We start from the raw sequence: 21,972 nt of genomic DNA, 5'->3' as shown, positions 1-21,972 counted from the left end.
CCCTTGCCCCTTCTGCCTCAACCCCTATGCTGCATCGGAACGATTAAGGTGCTGCAGTGCAGAACGATCCCCATACCACGCTGGTGACCCCCACCGCGCCGATTGCCAATACCACCCACGGCGGGCGGGCCAAATGTTTGCAACGTCTCGTGCGGCTCGACCTGCCGGTGCCGCGCACCATTGCGCTGTCCTTTGACGCGGTGCAGCAGATCGCGCGGGGCCAGATGCCCGACGTGCAAGCGGTGGTCGATCAGTTTCCCAAGGGTGCGCTGCTTTGCGTGCGACCCTCCAGCCAAGACCCCGATTGGGGCGGGCCGGGGGCGGTGCTGAACATCGGGATCAACGACGCGCTGTTTGAAAGCTATGCTGGCACCATCGGCGAAGGGCCGGCGGCGGCGCTTTATTCGCGTTTCGTGCAGTCCTATGCGGTCAATGTCGCGCGGCTGGATCCCGATATGTTCGACGAGGTGAACGGCGATGGTCGCGCGGCGCTGATGGAATCACTACGCGCCTATGAGGCCGAGACCGAAGAGCGTTTTCCCCAAGACCCGGCGACCCAGCTTGCTGCTGTGCTGCGCTCCATGGCGCGGGCGTGGAACGGCACCTCGGCGCGGCTGCTCCGGCAGGCTAAGGGCGCGCCTGCGGATGCGGGGCTGGGGCTGGTGGTTCAGGAAATGGCCTTTGGCGTGGGGCAGGGGCAGTGCGGTTCGGGCGTGTTGCAACTGGTCGATAGCGATACCGGCCTGCCGCAGATCACCGGGCGATACCTCAGCCAAAGCCAAGGGCGCGATGCGCTCGAAGGCGATGCGGCGGCGATGTATCTCACCCGTGATCCGCGCGGGCCATCGCTTGAAGAATTGGTGCCCGAAGCCTTTGCCGAGTTGAAGGATCACGCGGCGCTGATGCGCAAGAGGCTGCGGGCCGAGATGCAGGTCGAGTTTGTGATCGATCAGGGCAAGCTGCATATCTTGGACGGTGTGAAGGTTGCGCGTTCCTCTCGGGCTGCCGTGCGCATCGCCGTGGCGCTGGCCGATGAGGGGATCATCAGCCGCGAGGAAGCGCTCATGCGGGTGCAGCCGCGCACGCTGTCGGAACTGCTGCACCGCCAAGTCGACCCAAGTGCCAAGCGGGACGTGATCGGGCGCGGCATCGCCGCCAGCCCCGGCGCGGCCACCGGGCGGATCGTCTTTTCCGCCAGCGACGCGCAGGCAAGTGCTGCACGCGGTGAGCCTTGCATCCTCGTCCGGCGTGAGACGTCGCCCGAGGATATTCGCGGCATGCATGCCGCCGCCGCCGTGCTGACCGAACGCGGCGGCATCACCAGCCATGCGGCGGTGATCGGGCGCGGCATGGGGCTGCCTTGCGTGGTTGGTGCCTCGAACATGCGCTTTGTGGTGACCCAACGGCAGATCATTGCCCCCGACGGGCGGGTCTTTGTCGAAGGCGATCAGGTCACTGTCGATGGCTCCACCGGGCAGGTGCTGGCGGGGGTGGCCAAGATGCAGGAGGCCGCGCTTGACGATACCTTTAACCGGCTGATGGGCTGGGCGGAGGATGTGGCCGACATCGGCATCCGCGCCAATGCCGACACGCCGACCGATGCGCAGACCGCGCGCAACTTCAATGCCCATGGCATCGGCCTGTGCCGGACCGAGCATATGTTCTTCGAGCCGGGCCGCCTCACCGTGATGCGCGAGATGATCTTTGCCGAAAGCGGCGAAGACCGCCGCGCGGTGCTGGAACGTCTGCTGCCCATGCAGCGCGAGGATTTTACCCAGCTTTTCCGCATCATGCAGGGTCAGCCGGTCTGCATCCGCCTGTTCGACCCGCCGCTGCATGAGTTCCTGCCCTCCGACAAAGCCGGGCAGCGCGAATTGGCCGAGGCGCTTGGCCTTCAGATGTCCGACGTGACGCGGCGTGTGGCGGCGATGACGGAGTATAACCCGATGCTGGGCCTGCGCGGCGTGCGCTTAGGGGTCACGGTGCCCGAGATCTACGAGATGCAGGCCCGCGCCATTTTCGAGGCCACGATTGAGGCCAGCCGCGATGGCGAGCCGGTGGTGCCCGAGATCATGATCCCGCTGGTCAGCGCCCGGCGCGAGGTGGAACTGGTCAAAGCCAGCGTTGATGCCGTGGCCGCCGCAGTGCGCAGCGAGCGTGACGCGAGCTTTACCTACCGCCTTGGGGTCATGGTGGAGACCCCGCGCGCCTGCCTGCGCGCCGATGATATCGCGCCGCATTGCGCCTTCCTCAGCTTCGGGACCAACGACCTGACGCAGATGACCTACGGACTCTCGCGCGACGATGCGGGGCGCTTCATGTCGAACTACGTGCAACAGGGGGTCTACCCGGAGGATCCGTTCCATGTGCTCGACACCGATGGGGTCGGCGAATTGCTGCAACTCGGGGCGGAAAGAGGGCGCAGGGCGCAGCCCGGAATCACCCTTTCCATCTGTGGGGAGCATGGCGGCAACCCCGAATCCATTGCCTTTTGTCGCGAATCGGGGTTCGATTATGTTTCCTGTTCGCCATTTCGCGTGCCAGTTGCACGTTTGGCCGCCGCCCAGCTCGCCATTGCCCACAAGATCGGGTAGGGGCGGCGGGCGCCAGCCCAATTTATACCATAATTCGGCGAGTTTCTGCACATAACGTCTGATTGGGTTTACCGCCGGGAACCTTTTGGCTATCCGCCCCGCAGCCCTAACAATGATGCGAGGCGCATAATGCGTTTTATCCGGTCGATCTCTTTTGCTCTTTCCGTGGCGCTGTGCAGCAGCCCGCTGGCGGTTCAGGCCAGCTCTGAAAGTGCGAGCGATCTTGCGCAGATTGAAATTCAAGGTCTGAAGTCCGCCGGTGCGGCGCGGCTTCAGGAGATGGTCGCACAGCCCGTGTCGGCCAGCGAGACAGATGTGAAATTCTCCACGGCTTGGATCGACAGCCAGCCCAAGGCCGAAGGCAACGCCGAATTGCAGTGCCTTGCCGAAGCGCTTTACTTCGAGGCGCGCGGTGAGACGGTCAAAGGCCAGTTCGCCGTGGCCGAAGTGATCATGAACCGGGTGAAATCCGCCCGTTTCCCCGGCACGCTCTGTGGCGTGATCAATCAAGGGACGGGGCGCAAGTATCAGTGCCAGTTCACCTACACCTGCGACGGCCACAAAGAGGTCATCAATGAGCCGCGTGCCTTTGCCCGTGTCTCAAAAGTCGCGCGTGCGATCATCGACGGCAGCGCGCCGAAGCTGACCAATGGCGCGACCCACTACCACACCACCGCAGTGAACCCCAACTGGGCGCGGGTCTATACCAAGACCGCGCGGATCGGGCAGCATCTTTTCTATCGCCACACATGGAAGACCGCTTCGAACTAAGGTCCGGGATGTGCCTTCGGGTGCTGGCCTGCCGCCGGTGGGCCTGCTAAATGTGCAACGAAGCGCCCCCGACGGGGCCCGTTACCCTGATCCGATAGGCGCTGCCGATGTCCGACGACGAAATTCGACTTGCCTTTGCCCACCCTTCCGAGCGGGCAGAGACGATGGCCGGCCCCGAGCCGCGTGATCGTATCTCCCTGCGCGATCATATCGTCGAGGTTGAGATCGGTGCCTTTCAGGCCGAGCGGGACGTCACCCAGCGGGTCTGTTTCAACGTGGTGGTCGAGGTGGCCCCCCTGACGGGTGTGGTGGACGACGATGTCGACCGTATCCTGTCCTACGACCGCGTGACCGAAGCCATCGCCGCCGAGCTTGCCGCCGAACGGCTCAACCTTTTGGAAACGCTGGCCGAACGGGTGGCCGACCGTATTCTGATCGAGCCGCAAGCGATGCGGGTTTTCGTGCGGATCGAAAAGCTCGACCGGGGCCCCGGTGCGCTTGGCGTCGAGATCGTCCGCGCGCGGGAGGAGGCGGCAGCGCATGACGCAGCCCAAAAGTCCCCGCAGCCGCGCGTGGTATACCTCTCCAATGCGGCGATTGCCTCGACGCGTTTGGCGGAATGGCTGGATCAATTGGAAGGGGCGGCGGAGCCGGTAATCCTCTGTGTCGGCCCCCCCGACACCCCTTTGCCACAGGCCGAGGATGAGAAAGCGCAGCGCCACATTGACCTCTTAGCCATCGAACAGAACGCTTGGATGCTTTCAACCCGCGATCCGCGCGGCGCGGTGGTCGGCAGCCGGACGGAGTTGGATTGGGCGACGAAAAACGGCCAGATCAGCATCTGGGCGCCTGCGCGGATCGTGCTCGACGCAGTGGACGGCCCCGCCGCCCCGCCAAGCGCGGCACCCGCCTTGGCCGCATGGTTCGCGGAGAGTTCATCGGCCTGCGAATTGGTGCTGATTGGCGCGGAGCGGCCCGAGGGCACGGCGCTGCCTATGCGCCTGATTGACGTCGACAGCGCGGAGATCGTTTGATGACCGAGTACCATCGCCCCTTGGTTCAGATCGGCCCCGCACGGCCCGAAGGCGCGCTGACCCTCGCGGGCGGTTGGGGCTGGTTCACCCATGTTGAAGTCCTGTCGCGGGGGCAGGCGCCGCGCGTGATCCCGGCAGATGCGCTCCCCTCCGCCGCGCGCGATGCCCTAACCGCGCCGCGCCCGGCCATCGCGGGGTTAAGTTTCGACCGCCCCCGCGTGATGGGCATCCTCAATGCCACGCCTGACAGTTTCTCCGACGGGGGCCGCCATGTCGACCCGCAGGTCGCGGTCGCCGCGGGGGTGGCGATGCGGGCGGCGGGGGTCGATATGCTCGACATCGGCGGGGAATCCACCCGCCCGGGCGCGGAGACCGTGCCGGAGGAGGAAGAAATCGCGCGTGTCCGGCCGGTGATCGAAGGGCTGCGGGCGGCCGGGGAAGGGGCGATCAGCATCGACACCCGCAAAGCTGCCGTGGCCGAAGCCGCCGTGGCGGCGGGGGCGGATCTGGTCAATGACGTGGCAGGGCTGACCTTCGACCCGGCGCTTGCGCCCTTCTGCGCGGCGCGGGGGCTGCCGGTCTGTGTGATGCACGCCCAAGGCGACCCGGCCACGATGCAGCGCGACCCGCGCTATGATGACGTGCTGCTCGACGTCTATGACTATCTGGTCGAGCGGATCGCGGCGCTTGAGGCGCAGGGCATCCCGCGCGCAAATATCATCGCCGATCCGGGCATCGGCTTTGGCAAGACGCTGGAGCACAACCTTGCGCTGCTCGCGCGGCTGAGCCTGTTCCACAGCCTCGGGGTGCCGATCTTGCTCGGTGCGTCGCGTAAACGTTTCATCGGCACGATCGGCGGCGGCGCGGCGGGGGAAGATCGCGCGCCCGGCTCTATCGCGGTGGCCCTGGCGGCACTGAACCACGGGGTCCATGTCTTGCGCGTCCACGATGTGGCGCAAACCATTCAATCCATTTTACTTTATCGTTCGGCATTGGCAGGAAAAGAGATATGACAAAGCTCTTTGGTACAGACGGCGTGCGCGGCACCGCCAATATTCACCCCATGTCCGCCGACATGGCGCTGCGCATCGGTGCCGCCGTCGGGCGCTATTTCCGGCGTGAGAAACGCGGCGTGCACCGTGTGGTTATCGGCAAAGACACGCGGCTGTCGGGCTATATGTTCGAGAACGCGCTGACTGCGGGCCTCACCAGCACCGGCATGAACGTGTTGCTGCTGGGGCCGGTGCCGACACCGGCGGTGGGGCTTTTGACGCGCTCCATGCGGGCCGATCTGGGGGTGATGATCTCAGCCAGTCACAACCCGGCCAGCGACAATGGCATCAAGTTCTTCGGCCCGGATGGGTTCAAACTCTCCGATCAGGTCGAGCAGGAAATCGAAGCGCTGGTTGCCGAAGGGGTCGAGCCATCGGCACCGGATCAGATTGGCCGGGCTAAGCGGATCGACGACAGCCGCTTTCGCTATATCGAACGGGTGAAATCCTCTTTCCCGCGGCAGATGCGTCTTGATGGGCTCAAGGTGGTGATCGACTGCGCCCATGGCGCGGCCTACCATGTGGCGCCGATGGCGCTGTGGGAATTGGGCGCGAATGTGATCCCCGTGGGCGTGGACCCGAACGGGTTCAACATCAACGACGGCTGCGGTTCCACCCAGCCGCAATCGGCGGCTGAGGCTGTGGTGGCCAATGGCGCCGACGTGGGCATCTGCCTTGACGGCGACGCTGACCGGGTGATCCTGATTGATCAGAATGGCCGCATCGGCGACGGCGATCAGTTCATGGCGCTGATGGCCGCGCGTTGGGCCGAGGAGGAGCGTCTTGCGGGCAAGGCGCTTGTCGCCACGGTGATGAGCAATCTGGGGCTGGAGCGTTTCCTGAACGACCGTGGTGTGCGGCTGGAGCGGACCGGAGTCGGCGACCGCTATGTGGTGGAGCGGATGCGCGAAGGAGGCTTTAACCTCGGGGGGGAGCAGTCGGGCCATATCGTGATGACCGACTATGCGACCACGGGCGACGGGCTGATGGCTGGAATGCAGTTTCTGGCCGAGATGGTCCGCTCGGGCAAACCTGCTTCGGAACTGCTCTACCAATTCGACCCGGTGCCGCAGCTGCTGAAAAACGTGCGCTTCTCCGCCGGGCAGACCCCGCTGGAAGACGCGCAGGTCAAAGCCGCCATCGCGCAGGCCGAAGCCGATCTGGCGCAGGGTGGGCGGCTGTTGATCCGCAAATCGGGCACGGAACCCTTGGTGCGCGTCATGGCCGAACATGAGGACGCGGCACTGATGGAGCGTGCGGTCGATAGCGTGGTCGAAGCGGTGAATACGGCGGTGGGCAGCTAAGCTGTTCTACCCGCGCTGGAACAACCGTTTCAGCGCGCCGTATTGGCTGAGCCCGACCCCCGCAAGGATCAGCGCCATCGCGTAAAGCAGCGACATTGGCAGCGGCTCTGACAGGACCAGCGCACCCAGAAGGACCGACCAGACCGGCACTTGGTAGTTCACCAGTGACATGAAGACCGGCCCCGCGGTGCGCACCACATAGACCCGCAAAAACGCCGCGCCTGCGGTGGGGATGAGGCCGAGAAAGGCCAGCACGGCCAGTATCTTGGGCGTGGGCAGGGGCGGCGGACCCTCGCTGAGGAAGGCTGCGGGCAGCATCACCGCGGCGCCGATCAGCATCAGCACCGTCCCCAGCCCAATCGGATCCACAGAAGGCAGCCGGCGCATGAGGATCGAGCTGACCGCATAGCAAGAGGCCGCGGCGACGCAGGCCATCCGCCCCGCCGTTTCCATCGCAGCGCCAGTGCTTTCAAAGGCTTGCCCGCCGATCAACACGACGACACCGACAAAACCGATGACGAAGCCGCCGACTTTGCACGGGGTCATGCGCTCTCCCGGCAGCAGGAAATGGGCCATGGGTAGGACGATCAGTGCGACAGAAGCCATGGTCACCCCGGCAAAGCCCGAGGTCACATATTGCTGCCCCCATGCCAGCAGCGAAAAGGGCAGGGCCGAGCTGATGATGCCGATCGTCACCAGCACGAGGATGTCGGAGGCCGAGGGGCGCGCGGTGAAAAGCGCGAACCCCCGCAGGGCCCAGAGCGCCAGCATCACCACCGCCGCCAACCCGATCCGCGAGGCGGCGAGCCAGAAGGGCGTGATCCCGGTGAGCGCCACTTCGGTAAAAAGAAAGGTGCCCCCCCAAACAAACCCCAAAAGGGCGATCAGCAGCCAGCTTGTCAGCGTGATTTGAGGCGTGGTGTTCATCGGGGCTCCGGCGTAAAGGCAAAGACCCCGGCGCGAGGCCGGGGTCGATGTCGTCTTATCTTTGGGGAGATTTGGCTCAGTTCTTGGCCTTGTCCACCATCTTGCCTGCGGAAATCCACGGCATCATCTCACGCAGCTTCTCGCCGACCTGTTCGATGCGGTGCTCGTCGTTGATGCGACGGGTCGCTTTGAACGAAGGCTGGCCCACAGCGTTTTCCTGCATGAAGTCACGCACGAATTTGCCGTTCTGGATGTCGGTCAGCACGTCTTTCATGCGCTTCTTGGTCTCGTCGTAGGGCAGAATGCGGGGGCCGGAGACATATTCGCCGTATTCCGCGGTGTTCGAGATCGAGTAGTTCATGTTGGCGATGCCGCCTTCGTAGATCAGGTCCACGATCAGCTTCACCTCGTGCAGGCATTCGAAATAGGCCATCTCGGGGGCGTAGCCCGCCTCGACCAGTGTCTCGAAGCCCATGCGGATCAGTTCGACCAGACCACCGCAGAGCACGGCCTGTTCGCCGAAGAGGTCGGTCTCGCATTCCTCGCGGAAGTTGGTCTCGATGATGCCGGAGCGGCCGCCGCCGATGGCGGAGCAATAGGAGAGGCCGATTTCCAGCGCCTTGCCGGAGGCGTCTTTGTCGACGGCCACAAGGCAGGGCACGCCGCCGCCTTTGGTGTATTCGCCGCGCACGGTGTGGCCGGGGCCTTTGGGGGCCATCATGATCACGTCCACGCCTTCTTTCGGCTCAATCAGGCCGAAGTGGACGTTCAGACCGTGGGCAAAGGCAATGGCGGCACCCTCGCGGATGTTGTCATGCACGTATTTCTTGTAAGTTTCGGCCTGAAGTTCATCGGGCATGGTGAACATGATCAGGTCGGCCCAAGCGGCGGCTTCGGCGATGCCCATGACCTTGAGGCCTTCGCCCTCGGCTTTGGCGGCGGACGCGGAGCCTTCGCGCAGGGCCACGACGAGGTTCTTGGCACCCGAATCGCGCAGGTTCAGCGCGTGGGCGTGGCCTTGGGAGCCGTAGCCGAGGATCGCCACCTTCTTGTCCTTGATGAGGTTCACGTCGCAGTCGCGGTCGTAGTAAACGCGCATGATCTTGTCCTTTGGTTTGTCTCTTTCTGGGTCTCACCATAGCGAAGTTGTGCTTAGTGGCCATTGTCATCGCAGAGGTATTTGTGAAAGGATGAAGATAGTTATTCGTGGTATCGCTATAAAACGGAAAAATCATGCTTGATGATCTGGATCGCCGTATTCTGCGCTATTGGCAGGCGGAGCCGAGTCTCAGCCCCGGGGAGTTGGCGGAGCGGTGCAATATCACCTCCGGCAAAGCGGCGCGGCGGATTGCGCGGGTCCAAGATCAGGGGATCGTGCAGGGCAGCGGGGTGGTGATTGATTGGGCGGCGCTTGGCTATGCTTTGGAGGTGTCCTTGCGGGTGACCTTGGACAAGACGCAGGCGAATGCTTTTGATGTTTTCATGGCCGAGGCGCGACAGGTGCCTGAGGTGATCGAGTTGCAGACCTTTTTGGGGCGGGTCGATCTGCGGCTGTCGATCATTGCGCGGGACATGGGACATTATCAGCAGATTTACCGCAGTCGCATCCTGACCCTGCCGCATATCGCCGAGATCGAGGCGCTGATGCATGTCGCGCGGATCAAGACGCAGGAGGGGCTGCCGCTGTGATCGATCTTGATGATATTGACCGCGCCTTGCTGCGGGCGCTGGCGCGGGACGCCAATCAAAGTGCCAGTGCCTTGGGGCGCCGTTTGGGCCTGTCGCAGCCTGCGACATGGCGGCGGATCAAACGGCTGGAGGAGGGCGGCGCGATTGCCGGGCGGCGGTTGCGCTTGAATGCCGAGGCTTTGGGCTTTGGCGTTACGGTGTTTCTGGGGATCAAGCTGGCCACGCGCGGGCGGGTCAGCTTGGAGGATTTCGAGCGGGCGGTTTCGGCCATTCCCGAGGTGCAGACGGTGGAGCATGTTTTGGGGCTGTTCGACTATCGTCTGCGGGTCGTGGCGCGAGACCTGCCGGATTTCGAACGTGTTCTCAGGCGGCGGATCATGACCCTGCCCGGCGCGGGCGAGGTGGAGGCCAATGTGCTGTTGAGCGAAGAGCGCCTGCCGGGGCCGCTCTAGCCGTATTTGCCTTTTGCCGTGGCGGGCCATATGCCTTTGCTTCGAATGATGGAGGAAGAACAATGGCATTGCTCGACACGGTAGACCCTTCGGGGCTTGATGAATTCAGCGTGGTCTTTACCGACCGATCGCTCAACCACATGTCGGCGGAGTTTCAGCAGGTCATGCGCGACCTCTCGACCTGGCTGGGTGAGGTCTATAACGCCGATGCCGTGGCGCTGGTGCCCGGTGGCGGCACCTATGCGATGGAGGCCGTGGCGCGGCAGTTCGCGCGGGGGCAGGATGTGCTGGTGGTGCGCAACGGCTGGTTTTCTTACCGCTGGAGCCAGATCATCGAGAGTGCCGATCTGACCAATAGTGCCGAGGTGATGAAGGCGCGGATGCAGGGCAATGCCAGCCCCGCGCCCTTCGCGCCCGCCCCGATCGACGAGGTCACCGCCGCGATCCGCACGCAGAAGCCACAGGTGGTGTTCGCCCCGCATGTGGAGACAAGCTCGGGCATGATCCTGCCGGATGACTATATCAAGGAAATGGCCACGGCGGCCCATGAGGTGGGCGCGCTGATGGTGTTGGATTGCATCGCCTCGGGCTGTGTCTGGGTGGATATGAAGGCGCTTGGGGTCGATGTGCTGATCTCGGCCCCGCAGAAGGGGTGGAGCGCCTCGCCCTCGGCCGGTTTGGTGATGATGTCGGCGCGTGCCGAGGCGCGGCTGAATGAGACCACGTCGGACAGTTTTGCCATCGACCTGCGCAAATGGCGCGACATCATGAAGGCATATGAGGCGGGCGGTCATGCCTATCACGCCACCATGCCGACGGACGCGCTGCGCGTTTTCCGCGATACGGTGAAAGAGACGCGGGACTATGGGTTCGACCGGCTGAAAGAGGCGCAGTGGCGTTTGGGCGAAGCGGTGCGTCAGGCCTTGGCCGACCGCGGTGTGACATCCGTCGCCGGAGAGGGGTTCGCCGCGCCGGGGGTGGTCGTGTGCTATACTGCTGATCCCGATGTGCAAAACGGCAAGGCTTTCGCCGCCCATGGCATGCAGATCGCCGCCGGGGTGCCGTTGCAGGTGGGGGAGCCGGATGATTTCCGAACCTTCCGTCTGGGGCTGTTCGGATTGGACAAGCTCTATGACGTCGACGCGACCGTGGCTCGGCTGACAGCGGTGTTGGACGAGGTTCTGTAAGACCCTCTGCGCCGCGGTCAGCGGCGCAGGCCAAGCCCCATTTGCATCAACATCTTACGCACCGGGGGCAGGGCGTAGAGCGCGTTGAGCCCCGCCGCGCGCGCGTCTCGGGCGAGCGGGCTGCTGGCTTGGCTGGCGCGGTTCAGCAGGTCGATGCCCCGGACCCTGAGCGCGATATCGGCGTGGCGGGCCTTGTGATAGGCCTCCAGCATCTCGGCATCGCCGAGGCGTTCGGGCGCGGCGCGGGCGAGCTCCAGCAGAGTCGCCATATCGGTCAGCGACATGTTCAACCCCTGTGCCCCGATGGGGGGCAGCACATGGGCGGCTTCCGCCACGAGAGCCAGCCGTTCGGCAGAAAGACGTTTGGCCTCTTGGCTGATGATGGGCCAGAGGGCACGGGGGCTGGCGAGGGTGAGCGGGCCGAAGAGATTGGCCGACCGGGCGGTCGCCTCGGCCTCAAAGGCGGCGGGATCGAGCGTGGCGCGGGCTTGGGTTGCGGGCCCATCGTCCATCCAGACCACGGCGGAACAGGGCATCCCGTCGCGATCCGGCAGGGGTACGAGGGTGAAGGGCCCGCCCGAGCGGTGTACCTCGGTCGAGACATTTTCATGCGGGATCGGGTGGGTCACGCAGAAGGCCAGCGCCTTTTGCCCGTAGCGGCGGGTGGTGACCTCGATCCCGGCGGCCTCGCGCATCGGGCTGTTGCGTCCGTCGGCGGCGATCACCAAGCGTGTTCTGATCCGGCTGCCGTCGCTCAGGCCCACGCGGGCCTCGCTTTGCCGGGTGAAAAGTGTCGTGGTGCCGGTGCCGGGGCGAAAATCGACGTTGGGCAGCTCGTTTAGGCGGGTGAGAAGTTCACGGCGCAGCAGCCAATTTGGGAAGTTCCAGCCGAAGGGTGCATCTGAGATATCGGCGGCGTCGAACTCGCGCGTGACCCGCGGCGTCGGGTCTTCGCCGCCCGCATCGACGATCCGCATGATTTGCAGCGCGGCGGCATGGGGGGCAAGACGGTCCCAAAGACCCGCGTCCTCCAGCAGGCGCCGCGCCGGTTGCAGCAGCGCGGTGGAGCGCATGTCGGCCCCCTTGGCGGCGCCATCGGTGACGGGCGGGGTGGGGTCGACGCAGATCACATCGAAGCCCGCCGCGCCAAAGGCAGCCGCCGCGGTCAGCCCGGCGATGCCGCCGCCGGAAATCAGGATATCGCAATCGAAGGTCATCAGCCCGCCACCCGTGTTAAGAATTCGCAAAGGTCTTGCGTATGGTAGTGGATGTGATCGCCTTCGCCACGTTCCGGGGCCACATGCACCGTGCGCATCCCCAAAGCGTGGGGCGCGGCGAGGTTGCGCGGATCATCCTCGAACATGGCGGCGGATGCGGTCTGGAACCCGTCGATGCCAAAGACCTTGTCATAGGCGGCGGCTTCGGGTTTGGGCAGGAAATCGGCGTGTTCGACACCATAGACCGCGTCGAAAAGCCCCGAAAGGCCGCGGGCCTCAAGCACCCGTTCGGCGTAAGGCGCGCAGCCGTTGGTGTAGACGATCCGCCGCCCCGGCAGCACGCGAATGGCCTGAGCGAGCAGCGGGTCGGGGGTGAGCCGATCCATCGGGATGTCGTGCACCTCGGTCAGGTAGGGGCCGGGGTCGACGCCGTGTTCGCGCATCAAGCCGGCCAGCGTGGTGCCATAGGTCTGCCAATAATGCTGGCGCAGGTGGTTGGCCTCGGCGCGGTCGACCTTGATCGCGCGCATCACCCAATCGACCATACGGGCTTCGATCAGGTCGAAAAGCCGCGCCTCGGGCGGGTAAAGCGTTTGGTCGAGGTCGAAGACCCAGGTGGTGACATGAGAAAAAGCATCGCGCGGCATGGCGCAGAGGTAGGCCGAGACGCGCAGCCGCGCAAGCCCTGCCGGGTTGCGCAAATGGTCGCGGTGAGTAAGGTGGCGCAACTTTCAAGGACTGATAGCTGATGCCCGACCCCAAGACCGGCCCGACCGACGCCTATTCGATGATTCTGGAGGCCATCGACATTGGCACCTATCGCCCCGGTGACCGCTTGGTGGAAAGCGAATTGGCCGAGCGTTTCGGCGTCTCGCGCACGCCGATCCGTGAGGCATTACAACGGCTTGAGACGCAGTCTCTGCTCATGCGGGACGGGCGTAGCCTGATCGTGGCCTCGCTGGATCACAACCAGATGGCCGAGCTTTACGTCGTCCGGGGCGAGCTGGAGGGGCTGGCCGCGCGTCTGGCCGCGCGCCATGCCACCGCCGAAGAGGTGCGCGTGCTGCGTGAGATGGTGGATGCCGACAATGCGCTGGCGGGCAATCCCAATGCGCTGGCACGGGCGAACAAACGGTTTCACAAGCAGATCCATCTGGCGTCGCACAACCGCTATTTGGTGCAGCAGCTTGACCTTGTGCATCGCTCCATGGCCCTGATGGCGACCTCATCGCTCGCGGTGGAGGGGCGGGGGGAGATTGCGCAGGCCGAACATAACCGCATCGTGGAGATGATCGAAGCCCGGGATGAGGATGGCGCGGATGAGGCGCTGCGCACGCATATCTCCGTCGCTTTCATGACCCGGTTGAAGCAGGAAGCGGCCCGGCGCGAGGATGATTTTTGAGCCTTTTGCGCGGTTTCACATAGCGCGGCAGGGTGTGACCATGGGCAGTTTTGTCCCAGAAATGTGGGCTGCGATAGAGCTCAAACAGTGCTTTGGCGGCGGCTAAGGCGCCTAATGCGAAGTAGAGCGGGCAGGTGATGACCCAAGGCAGCAGATGCCGTTGACCCCGGTTTGAGACCGCGATGGTGGCGGCGCAGAAGTTCAGCAATTCCGCCATAATGAACAGCGCGAAGATCGCCGTCAGGACGGGTGGCGCAAGGCAGTCCGTGACCGGGTGATACAGCCCGAAAAAACTCAGCCACAGCGACCAGAGAAGTGGCGCGAGGGCGAATTGCGAAACCGTGGCGAGAAAGATCGCCTGTACGCCGATGAACCGCAGGGGGCCGAGGTCTTTCAGCAGGGCGCGCGGTCTTTGCATATGGACCGCCCAGGTGATGAGATAGCCCTTCAGCCAACGGGATCGTTGCCGCACCCAAGGCCAGGGGCGGCAATTGGCCTCTTCATAAGTGGTGGTGCGCATCAGTTCGGTCACATAGCCGCGCCGCGCCAGCCGGAGGCCCAGATCGGCATCCTCGGTCACGTTATGGGCGTCCCAAGCCCCGATCCGTTCGAGGATGTCGCGCCGGAAAAACAGCGTGGTGCCGCCCAGCGGGACGACCAGCCCCAGCCGGGCCACGCCCGGTAGGACCACCCGCCACCAAGTCGCATATTCGATCGAAAAACAGCGGGCCATCCAATTGCCGCGGCCGTTGTAGAAATCCAGAACCCCCTGCAAACAAGCGGTATTTTCGGGTGCATTGTGAAAGCGGGTGACAATCTGTTCGATCTGGTCGGGCTCCGGCGCATCCTCCGCATCCCAAACGCCGATGATGCTGCCGCGGCAGAAATCGAGTGCGTAGTTCAGGGCGCGGGGTTTGGTTTTGAGCGCGCCGGCATCGGGCACTTCGATCACGCTGATCCATGGCGGCAAGGGCGTGCGTGCGATGGTCGCACGGGTGAGCTTATCGCTCGCTTCGAGGACCAGAACCACCTCCAGCAGCGATTTCGGGTAGGTGAGCCGCGAAAGCCGCGCGATCAGCGCCTGCGCGATCTCTTCCTCATGCAGCAAGGGCACGAGGACCGAGACACGGGGCAGGCGAAATCCCTTAATCTCTGCGGCATTCGGCGGCGACCGTGGGGGCTTGGGCCGGGTGAGTGAGGCCCAAAGGGCCGCGGCTTTGAGCCCGCTGGTTAGCAGCAGAGTGAGCGCGCCACAGAGGAGAGCGAGGATAAGAACGGCGGAGGGGGAGAACATCAGTAGCGCAAAGAGCGACAGCAAAACAGCTCGCAGCGCAAACCGTCGTTTCCAGCTGCGCACGCCCCAGTTCCGACAGCTTTCCGCATCCGTGACGCGGGTGACGGCATGTTCCGCCAGTTCCGCGGCATAGAGCCTGCCGATCTGGGTCCGCACCTGCCGGGGGTCGGCGACGACCAACACCAAGGTTTTCCCACGCTCCCCCAAAGCCTTGCAAAGCCGAGGAAATTCCCCGGGGCGACCGCTGGCCACGAAAAGCCGGTCCCCAAGTTCCAGCCATGGCACGGCGCCGTATTGCAGACAGAGACGCGCGGGTATCCGAGCCGCAAGGCGTTGATCGCAGGGGCTGCGGGACAGGTCGACAGGTTGGGCGCCATACTGCCGGGCAAGCGCTTTGACGATGTCATCGGGGGCGACCAAGCCTTCGGTGGCCAGAACTTCGCCAAGAGGGGCGTCGATGCGGCGCTGTAGGTCAAGCCCGTGCAGCAGATCGCGCGGGCCAATGACCCCTGCGGCGATCAAATGTTGGCCCAACCGCATCCGGCGGGCGGGCGCGGTGGCCATCCGCGGCGCTGAGAGTTTCAGGCGAAGGTTGCTCATTCCGTGCCCCGTCGAGGTTCCGGATTGAGACTGGCAGGCGACCGTTAATCGAGAGTTAAAAGTCGCCTGTGCAATCAGTGCATGTAGAGAATTTTACGCGCCGCGCTCAGCCATCGCCTCGCTAAACCGTTCGAACAGGTAGTAGCTGTCTTGCGGGCCGGGGCTGGCTTCGGGGTGGTGCTGGACCGACCAGATCGGGCGGCCATCGACGCGGATGCCACAGTTCGACCCGTCAAAGAGCGAGACATGCGTCTCGCGCACGCCCTCGGGCAGGGATTGCCCGTCGACAGCGAAACCGTGGTTCATCGAGGTAATCTCGACCTTGCCGGTGTCGTAATCCTTGACCGGGTGGTTGGCGCCGTGATGGCCGTGGCTCATCTTAACGGTGGTCGCCCCAAGCGCTAGCGCAAGCATCTGGTGGCCAAGGCAAATGCCAAAGACCGGCAGATCGGTTTTGTCCAGAACCTCGCGGATCATCGGCACGGCATAGGCGCCCGTCGCCGCCGGATCGCCGGGACCGTTGGAGAGGAAGACGCCATCGGGCTCATGGGCCATGATGTCCTCATAGGTCGCGGTGGCGGGCAGAACGGTCACATCGCAGCCCGCAGAGGCGAGGCAGCGCAGGATGTTGCGTTTCGCGCCATAGTCCACGGCGACGACCTTGTGCTTGGCTTCGGTCTGTGGCGCGTAGCCGTCGGGCCATGCCCACCGCATCTCATTCCAGCGATAGGTCTGGGCGCAGGTCACGTCCTTGGCCAGATCCATCCCTTCGAGCCCGGCAAAATCGCGCGCGGCGGCGACCAGCGCTTCGATGTCGAAGTTGCCATCCGGGTCGTGGGCGAGGGCGGCGTGCGGCGCACCTTGCTGGCGAATTGCGCGGGTCAGGCGGCGGGTGTCGACACCGCCGATGGCGATGCGGCCGCGCGATGCCAGCCAATCCGACAGCGGCTGAATGTTGCGCCAGCTGCTGGGCGTAGTGGGCATCCATTTGACGACCATGCCCGCGGCGACCGGATCGCCGGTCTCATCATCTTCGGGGTTGGTGCCGACATTGCCGATATGCGGGAAGGTGAAGGTCACGATCTGGCCCGCATAGGACGGGTCGGTCATGATCTCTTGGTAGCCGGTCATCGCGGTGTTGAAGCACAACTCCGCCACGGTCTGGCCGGTCGCGCCAAACCCCATGCCGTAGAAAATCGATCCATCCGCAAGGGCAAGGCAGGCGGTTGGGCGTGGGCGAGCGGGCGCGGACATGGGGCAGTCTCCGGGCAGAAAGGGGCGGGTAAACGGGTGGCAACCTAATCCCGCGCGGGCGCGGGGTCAATAGGCGGAGGGAAATGAGATATCGTTTCAGAACAGGGGTTTACCTGTGGTCGCCCCCCATTGCTCCGCAGCCAGAGAGCCGCTAAGCTGCGACCCTTGGATTTAGCGAAACACAGGAAACCACCATGTCATTGCGGATGCGCATCTCGGATGCTTTGAAACAGGCCATGAAAGACAAGGCGGCGGACCGGCTTTCGACGCTGCGGCTGATCAATGCCGCGATCAAGGACAAGGACATCGCCGCCCGGGCCAACGGCAAGGATGAGGGCGTGTCGGATGCCGAGGTGCTGGGCATCCTCAGCAAAATGGCCAAACAGCGTCAGGAATCGGCGCGCGCCTATGAAGAGGGCGGACGGCTGGACCTTGCGGAGCGCGAGCGCGAAGAGGTCGAGGTGATCGAAGAATTCCTGCCAAGGCAGCTCAGCGTCACCGAAACCGCCGCCGCCGTGGATAAGGCCGTGGCCGATGTCGGTGCGACCTCGATCCGCGACATGGGCAAGGTCATGGGGCTGTTGAAAGAGCGGTATACCGGCCAGATGGATTTCGGCTCAGTGGGCCCGGTCATTAAAGACCGCCTGAGCTGAGCCGCGCTTGAGTTGAAAAACAGAGGGCTGGGCCGCAAGGTCTGACCCTTTTTAGTGTCTGGCCCTTTTCAGTTTTGCAGATGACGCGCCAGATCGTCGTAGAGCGCGATGCGCTCTTCTTCGCTGAGAAAGGCGCCGATCTCAACCTCGCGGCCCTCGCCGCGTAGGGTGACGTAATGCGGCACGGGGCCGTCATCGTCGTATTTCTTCACTTGGGTCCAGTAGCGGTTACAGTCCCAATCCTTGACCTCGCCCTTGGCGGTGGTGTGCACCAGCCGCGCCGTGGTGTCGTCGAGGGTCAGCACCTCTTCGATCTGGCGGGCGCGGTGATTGTGTTGCAAGGCCCAATAGACCGCCCCCAAGGCCAGAAGCACGAAGGGCAGCAGCCCCCAGAGCAGGGCGGTGCCGAGCATGGCAAAAAACGGAATCATCGCCAGCGTAAAAGTGGCCAGCATGAAGGCCGCAAAACCGCGCGCAGGCAGGGATTGATGCGGCCAAAGGCGCATCTGCTGCGGAGTGGCGCGGGGCGGGGTGGTCCATTCGTAGGGCATGGGATCGCTCAGGCTCAGTCAAGGGCCAAGATAGCGGTCGGGCGGGCAATGGCAATGCGGCGCGGAGCCGCGGGCGGGGTCAATCACCCAGCAAATCCCAGCGGTTTCCGAAAGGATCGCGAAAAACGGCCACTTTGCCATAGGGCTCATGACGCGGTTCTTCTTCGAAGGTCACGCCCGCAGCGGTCAGACGGTCGAATTCCGCCGCGAAATCCTTAACCTTCAAGAACAGCCAAACACGCCCCGCGCCCTGATTGCCGATGGCGGCGCGCTGCGCCTCTCCGTCCGCCCGGGCCAGAACGAACCCCGTCTCGCCGCCGGGCGGGGTGACGCGGACCCAGCGTTTGCGGCCTTGGTCGACGTCCTCGGTCAGTTCGAACCCCATGACGCCGCAGTAAAAGGCGATGCCGGCGTCATAGTCGGGGACGATCAGGGTTATCGCAGAGAGGTGCATCGGCTCGCTCCTGGTGGGGGCGCGGCAAGGGACCGCGCCCGGGGGGTGATTTACTCTAACTCGACGAGCAGGTCCTTCGCATCGATCTGGCCACCGGCCTGCACATGCACAGCCTTTACCACTGCATCGCGTTCCGCGTGGAGGCCCGTCTCCATCTTCATCGCCTCGATGGTCAATATCAGGTCGCCCGCCTTGACCGGCTGGCCCGCCTTCACCCCGACGGAGGCCACAACCCCCGGCATTGGCGCGCCGATGTGGTCGGGATTGCCCGCCTCGGCCTTGGGGCGCTGCACCGTGGCATCCTTGACCAGCCGGTTCGCCACGCGGATCACCCGCGGCTGGCCGTTGAGTTCAAAGAAGACCTTCACCTCGCCATCCTCTCCGGCCTCGGATTCGGCCTGAAGACGGATTTCCAAGGTTTTGCCGGGGTCGATCTCGGCCGAGATCTCCGCCCCCGGTTCCATGCCGTAGAAGAAGGTATGCGTGGGCAGGGTGCGCACCGGGCCATAGATGCGGTGGCGGCCCATGTAGTCGAGGAACACCTTGGGATACATCAGGTAGCCGCAAAGGTCTTCGTCGTCGATCTGCATGCCGTCCAACTGCTCGGACAGTTCCTTGCGAACGGCCTCAAGATCGACGGGTTCCAGATGTTTGCCGGGGCGTTCGGTGTTCGGCGTCTCGCCTTTCAGCACCTTCTTGACGATGCCCTCCGGGAAGCCATTCGGCGGCTGGCCGAGGTTGCCGCGCATCATGTCGATCACGCTGTCGGGGAAGGAGACATCGACATTCGGGTCTTCGACCTGCGCCCGGGTCAGCCCTTGGGAGACCATCATCAACGCCATGTCGCCTACGACTTTGGACGAGGGCGTGACCTTCACGATGTCGCCGAACATCTGATTCACGTCCGCATAGGTGCGCGCCACCTCGGGCCAGCGGTCCTCCAGCCCCATAGAGGCGGCCTGCGCCTTGAGGTTGGTGAACTGGCCGCCGGGCATCTCGTGCAGGTAAACCTCGGAGGAGGGCGCCTGCATCCCGGTCTCAAAGGCGGCATAATGGCCGCGCACTTCTTCCCAGTAATCAGAGATTTCGCGCACGGCTTTCATGTCGATCCCGGTGTCGCGGTCGGTATGTTGCAGGGCCGAAACCACTGTGCCGAGCGTCGCCTGAGAGGTGTTGCCCGAAAGCGCATCCATCGCGCAGTCGACCGCATCGACGCCCGCCTCGGAGGCGGCGAGGATGGTGGCCGTGGCACTGCCTGCCGTGTCATGGGTGTGAAAATGGATTGGCAGACCAACCTCGGATTTCAACGCCTTGACGAGCGCGCGGGCTTGGGCGGGTTTCAACAGGCCTGCCATGTCTTTCAGCCCCAGCACATGCGCGCCGGCGGCTTTCAGATCCTTGCCCATGTTGACGTAATACTGAAGGTCGTATTTCGCGCGGTCCGGGTCAAAGATGTCGCCCGTGTAGCAGATCGTGCCCTCGCAAATCTTGCCGGATTCGACGACCGCATCCATCGCCACGCGCATGTTCTCAACCCAGTTGAGACTGTCGAACACGCGGAACACATCGACGCCGGTATTGGCCGCCGTGGCCACGAATTTCTGCACCACGTTGTCGGGGTAATTGGTATAGCCCACCCCGTTGGAGGCGCGCAGCAGCATTTGGGTCATCACATTGGGCAGGGCCGCGCGCAGGTCGCGCAAGCGTTGCCACGGGCATTCCTGCAAGAAGCGATAGGCCACATCGAAAGTCGCCCCGCCCCAGCATTCGACCGAGAAGAGCTGCGGCAGATTGGCGGCATAGGCGGGGGCCACCTTAATCATATCGAGGCTGCGCATCCGCGTGGCCAAGAGCGACTGATGCGCATCGCGCATGGTAGTGTCGGTGATGAGCAGTTGACGCTGTTGGCCCATCCACTCGGCCACCGCCTCGGGGCCCTTTTGTTCCAAGAGGTTACGCGTGCCCATCTGCGGCTCGCCGCGCAGCGCGGGCGGCCTCGGGTCACGGACATGGGCGGCGGGCAGGGCGTGGCCCTTGGTCTCTGGATGGCCGTTTACGGTGATGTCGGCGATATAGGTCAGCACCTTGGTCGCACGGTCGCGGCGTTGCTCGAACTGGAACAGCTCGGGCGTCTCGTCGATGAATTTGGTGGTGTATTCATTGCTCAGAAACGTCGGATGTTTCAGCAGGTTCTCGACGAAGGCGATGTTGGTGCTGACCCCGCGCACCCGGAACTCGCGCAGAGCGCGGTCCATCCGGGCGATGGCCATCTCGGGCGTCGGCGCCTTGGCGGTGACCTTGGTCAGCAGGCTGTCGTAATAGCGCGTGATGACCCCGCCCGCGTAAGCAGTGCCACCGTCGAGGCGGATGCCCATGCCGGTGGCCGAGCGGTAGGCGGTGATGCGGCCATAGTCGGGGATAAAATTGTTCTGCGGGTCTTCGGTGGTGACGCGGGTTTGCAGGGCGTGGCCGGTGAGGGTGATGTCCTCCTGCCGCGCCTTGCCCGTCGCTTCGGCCAGCGGTTTTCCCTCGGCGATGAGGATCTGGGCGCGGACGATGTCGATGCCGGTGACCTCTTCGGTGACGGTATGTTCGACCTGCACGCGGGGGTTTACTTCGATGAAGTAGAAATTGCCGGTTTCCATATCCATCAGGAATTCGACGGTGCCCGCGCATTCATAGTTCACATGGGCGCAGATTTTGCGGCCCAATTCGCAGATTTCGGCGCGTTGCTCCTCGCTCAGATAGGGGGCGGGGGCGCGTTCGACGACCTTTTGGTTGCGGCGCTGGACCGAGCAGTCGCGCTCGTACAGATGGTAAATGTCGCCCTGTTTATCGCCGAGGATCTGCACTTCGACATGGCGGGCGCGCAGGATCATCTTCTCCAGATAGCCCTCGCCATTGCCGAAAGCGGCTTCGGCCTCGCGGCGCCCTTCGCGCACTTTCTCCTCCAGTTCCTTTTCGGACATGATCGGTCGCATCCCGCGCCCGCCGCCGCCCCAAGAGGCTTTGAGCATCAGCGGGTAGCCGACCTCGGCCGCCTCGGCGCGGATCGCGTCCATGTCTTCGCCCAGTACTTCGGTGGCGGGGATGACCGGCACGCCCGCCTCCATCGCGACGCGGCGGGCAGAGGCTTTGTCCCCCAAGGCGCGCATCGTCTCGGCCCGCGGGCCGATGAAGGTGATGCCGTTCTTCTCGCAGGCATCGACGAATTCCGGGTTTTCCGACAGCAGGCCATAGCCCGGGTGGATGGCATCGGCACCCGCCGCCTTGGCCACGCGGATCATCTCGTCAATGCTGAGATAGGCCGCGACGGGGCCGAGGCCTTCACCGATGCGATAGGCCTCATCCGCTTTGAAACGGTGCAGGCCCAGCTTGTCCTCCTCGGCGTAGACCGCGACCGTTTTCTTGCCCATCTCATTGGCGGCGCGCATGATGCGGATCGCGATCTCACCACGGTTCGCGATCAGGATCTTTTTAAAATCGGTCACTGGCTGGTCTCCCCTGCTGGTTTTAAAGGCAGCTTAGGGATGCTGC

General features: G+C 64.1%; 19 protein-coding genes. 10 read left to right on the top strand and 9 right to left on the bottom strand.

Translation table 11 applies throughout. The features are described 5' to 3' along the window. The first annotated feature begins 56 nt into the window (after positions 1-56). The 5 genes from ACGYK2_RS05650 (at position 57) to glmM (ending at position 6,755) form a co-directional block, all read left to right on the top strand. Positions 57-2,594 carry a putative PEP-binding protein gene (locus ACGYK2_RS05650; protein ID WP_271687771.1) on the top strand — a complete coding sequence of 846 codons (2,538 nt, stop codon included), beginning with the start codon at positions 57-59 and terminating at the stop codon, positions 2,592-2,594. A 129-nt stretch (positions 2,595-2,723) separates the two neighbouring features. Next, entirely contained in the window at positions 2,724-3,365 is a 642-nt protein-coding gene (locus ACGYK2_RS05645; protein ID WP_271687770.1) for a cell wall hydrolase, read from the top strand. A 107-nt stretch (positions 3,366-3,472) separates the two neighbouring features. After that, the gene (locus ACGYK2_RS05640; RefSeq protein WP_271687769.1) at positions 3,473-4,399 is read left to right on the top strand and encodes a dihydroneopterin aldolase; all 927 of its coding nucleotides are present in this window, start codon (positions 3,473-3,475) and stop codon (positions 4,397-4,399) included. Then, entirely contained in the window at positions 4,399-5,412 is a 1,014-nt protein-coding gene (gene folP / locus ACGYK2_RS05635) for a dihydropteroate synthase (RefSeq protein ID WP_271687768.1), read from the top strand. Before ACGYK2_RS05640 ends, folP begins: the two co-directional genes overlap by 1 nt. Further along, positions 5,409-6,755, top strand: coding sequence for a phosphoglucosamine mutase (gene glmM / locus ACGYK2_RS05630; protein ID WP_271687767.1), 1,347 nt, complete (start codon positions 5,409-5,411; stop codon positions 6,753-6,755). Before folP ends, glmM begins: the two co-directional genes overlap by 4 nt. Before the next feature lie 6 nt (positions 6,756-6,761). Here glmM and ACGYK2_RS05625 read toward each other — a convergent pair whose 3' ends face one another. Both ACGYK2_RS05625 and ilvC read right to left on the bottom strand, forming a co-directional pair. Beyond that, a complete protein-coding gene (locus ACGYK2_RS05625) occupies positions 6,762-7,682 on the bottom strand; it encodes a DMT family transporter (protein ID WP_271687766.1) in 921 nt (306 codons plus the stop codon). 76 nt (positions 7,683-7,758) lie between these two features. Beyond that, on the bottom strand, positions 7,759-8,781 hold the full coding sequence (gene ilvC, locus ACGYK2_RS05620; protein WP_168611968.1) for a ketol-acid reductoisomerase: 1,023 nt from the start codon (positions 8,779-8,781) through the stop codon (positions 7,759-7,761). Between the two features lie 134 nt (positions 8,782-8,915). On the opposite strand from ilvC, the gene ACGYK2_RS05615 reads away from it, so the two are divergent. The 3 genes from ACGYK2_RS05615 (at position 8,916) to ACGYK2_RS05605 (ending at position 11,010) form a co-directional block, all read left to right on the top strand. Continuing rightward, on the top strand, positions 8,916-9,371 hold the full coding sequence (locus tag ACGYK2_RS05615; protein WP_271687765.1) for an Lrp/AsnC family transcriptional regulator: 456 nt from the start codon (positions 8,916-8,918) through the stop codon (positions 9,369-9,371). After that, positions 9,368-9,823, top strand: coding sequence for an Lrp/AsnC family transcriptional regulator (locus ACGYK2_RS05610; protein ID WP_271687762.1), 456 nt, complete (start codon positions 9,368-9,370; stop codon positions 9,821-9,823). Before ACGYK2_RS05615 ends, ACGYK2_RS05610 begins: the two co-directional genes overlap by 4 nt. 62 nt (positions 9,824-9,885) lie before the next feature. Continuing rightward, the gene (locus ACGYK2_RS05605; protein ID WP_271687760.1) at positions 9,886-11,010 is read left to right on the top strand and encodes an aminotransferase class V-fold PLP-dependent enzyme; all 1,125 of its coding nucleotides are present in this window, start codon (positions 9,886-9,888) and stop codon (positions 11,008-11,010) included. Positions 11,011-11,027: 17 nt separating this feature from the next. Here the strand turns inward: ACGYK2_RS05605 and ACGYK2_RS05600 are convergent, their stop codons facing one another. Together ACGYK2_RS05600 and ACGYK2_RS05595 are read right to left on the bottom strand one after the other, a co-directional pair. Beyond that, positions 11,028-12,227, bottom strand: coding sequence for a UbiH/UbiF family hydroxylase (locus ACGYK2_RS05600; RefSeq protein ID WP_271687759.1), 1,200 nt, complete (start codon positions 12,225-12,227; stop codon positions 11,028-11,030). Further along, on the bottom strand, positions 12,227-12,874 hold the full coding sequence (locus ACGYK2_RS05595; protein WP_209218181.1) for a pyrimidine 5'-nucleotidase: 648 nt from the start codon (positions 12,872-12,874) through the stop codon (positions 12,227-12,229). Before ACGYK2_RS05595 ends, ACGYK2_RS05600 begins: the two co-directional genes overlap by 1 nt. A 101-nt stretch (positions 12,875-12,975) precedes the next feature. Here ACGYK2_RS05595 and ACGYK2_RS05590 point away from each other — a divergent pair, with 101 nt between their 5' ends. Further along, on the top strand, positions 12,976-13,629 hold the full coding sequence (locus ACGYK2_RS05590) for a GntR family transcriptional regulator (RefSeq protein WP_209217897.1): 654 nt from the start codon (positions 12,976-12,978) through the stop codon (positions 13,627-13,629). Here ACGYK2_RS05590 and ACGYK2_RS05585 read toward each other — a convergent pair. Beyond that, the gene (locus ACGYK2_RS05585; protein WP_276154297.1) at positions 13,580-15,523 is read right to left on the bottom strand and encodes a glycosyltransferase family 2 protein; all 1,944 of its coding nucleotides are present in this window, start codon (positions 15,521-15,523) and stop codon (positions 13,580-13,582) included. The genes ACGYK2_RS05590 and ACGYK2_RS05585 overlap by 50 nt on opposite strands. A 93-nt stretch (positions 15,524-15,616) precedes the next feature. After that, positions 15,617-16,777 carry a glutamine-hydrolyzing carbamoyl-phosphate synthase small subunit gene (gene carA, locus ACGYK2_RS05580; RefSeq protein WP_276154298.1) on the bottom strand — a complete coding sequence of 387 codons (1,161 nt, stop codon included), beginning with the start codon at positions 16,775-16,777 and terminating at the stop codon, positions 15,617-15,619. 194 nt (positions 16,778-16,971) lie between these two features. Between carA and ACGYK2_RS05575 the strand changes: the two genes are divergently transcribed. Beyond that, positions 16,972-17,430, top strand: coding sequence for a GatB/YqeY domain-containing protein (locus ACGYK2_RS05575; RefSeq protein ID WP_271687755.1), 459 nt, complete (start codon positions 16,972-16,974; stop codon positions 17,428-17,430). A gap of 68 nt (positions 17,431-17,498) precedes the next feature. Here the strand turns inward: ACGYK2_RS05575 and ACGYK2_RS05570 are convergent, their stop codons facing one another. From ACGYK2_RS05570 to ACGYK2_RS05560, 3 genes are all read right to left on the bottom strand, one after another. Beyond that, positions 17,499-17,981, bottom strand: a complete 483-nt coding sequence (locus tag ACGYK2_RS05570; protein WP_271687754.1) for a DUF2244 domain-containing protein — start codon at positions 17,979-17,981, stop codon at positions 17,499-17,501. A 79-nt stretch (positions 17,982-18,060) separates the two neighbouring features. Beyond that, entirely contained in the window at positions 18,061-18,435 is a 375-nt protein-coding gene (locus tag ACGYK2_RS05565; protein WP_271687753.1) for a VOC family protein, read from the bottom strand. Between the two features lie 50 nt (positions 18,436-18,485). Continuing rightward, entirely contained in the window at positions 18,486-21,926 is a 3,441-nt protein-coding gene (locus tag ACGYK2_RS05560; protein WP_271687752.1) for a pyruvate carboxylase, read from the bottom strand. Between the last annotated feature and the right edge of the window lie 46 nt (positions 21,927-21,972).

This window comes from Sulfitobacter sp. 1A10359 (genome assembly GCF_043558145.1).
Lineage (GTDB): Bacteria > Pseudomonadota > Alphaproteobacteria > Rhodobacterales > Rhodobacteraceae > Sulfitobacter > Sulfitobacter faviae.
This window is presented reverse-complemented; position numbering and strand designations above follow the sequence as displayed.

Bases quoted from the DNA above. Each gene is read 5' to 3' on its own strand.
- ACGYK2_RS05645 (WP_271687770.1), top strand. From the start codon at position 2,724: ATGCGTTTTATCCGGTCGATCTCTTTTGCTCTTTCCGTGGCGCTGTGC.
- ACGYK2_RS05640 (WP_271687769.1), top strand. From the start codon at position 3,473: ATGTCCGACGACGAAATTCGACTTGCCTTTGCCCACCCTTCCGAGCGG.
- folP (WP_271687768.1), top strand. From the start codon at position 4,399: ATGACCGAGTACCATCGCCCCTTGGTTCAGATCGGCCCCGCACGGCCC.
- glmM (WP_271687767.1), top strand. From the start codon at position 5,409: ATGACAAAGCTCTTTGGTACAGACGGCGTGCGCGGCACCGCCAATATT.
- ACGYK2_RS05625 (WP_271687766.1), bottom strand. From the start codon at position 7,682: ATGAACACCACGCCTCAAATCACGCTGACAAGCTGGCTGCTGATCGCC.
- ilvC (WP_168611968.1), bottom strand. From the start codon at position 8,781: ATGCGCGTTTACTACGACCGCGACTGCGACGTGAACCTCATCAAGGAC.
- ACGYK2_RS05615 (WP_271687765.1), top strand. From the start codon at position 8,916: ATGCTTGATGATCTGGATCGCCGTATTCTGCGCTATTGGCAGGCGGAG.
- ACGYK2_RS05605 (WP_271687760.1), top strand. From the start codon at position 9,886: ATGGCATTGCTCGACACGGTAGACCCTTCGGGGCTTGATGAATTCAGC.
- ACGYK2_RS05600 (WP_271687759.1), bottom strand. From the start codon at position 12,227: ATGACCTTCGATTGCGATATCCTGATTTCCGGCGGCGGCATCGCCGGG.
- ACGYK2_RS05595 (WP_209218181.1), bottom strand. From the start codon at position 12,874: ATGCCGCGCGATGCTTTTTCTCATGTCACCACCTGGGTCTTCGACCTC.
- ACGYK2_RS05590 (WP_209217897.1), top strand. From the start codon at position 12,976: ATGCCCGACCCCAAGACCGGCCCGACCGACGCCTATTCGATGATTCTG.
- ACGYK2_RS05585 (WP_276154297.1), bottom strand. From the start codon at position 15,523: ATGAGCAACCTTCGCCTGAAACTCTCAGCGCCGCGGATGGCCACCGCG.
- carA (WP_276154298.1), bottom strand. From the start codon at position 16,777: ATGTCCGCGCCCGCTCGCCCACGCCCAACCGCCTGCCTTGCCCTTGCG.
- ACGYK2_RS05575 (WP_271687755.1), top strand. From the start codon at position 16,972: ATGTCATTGCGGATGCGCATCTCGGATGCTTTGAAACAGGCCATGAAA.
- ACGYK2_RS05570 (WP_271687754.1), bottom strand. From the start codon at position 17,981: ATGCCCTACGAATGGACCACCCCGCCCCGCGCCACTCCGCAGCAGATG.
- ACGYK2_RS05565 (WP_271687753.1), bottom strand. From the start codon at position 18,435: ATGCACCTCTCTGCGATAACCCTGATCGTCCCCGACTATGACGCCGGC.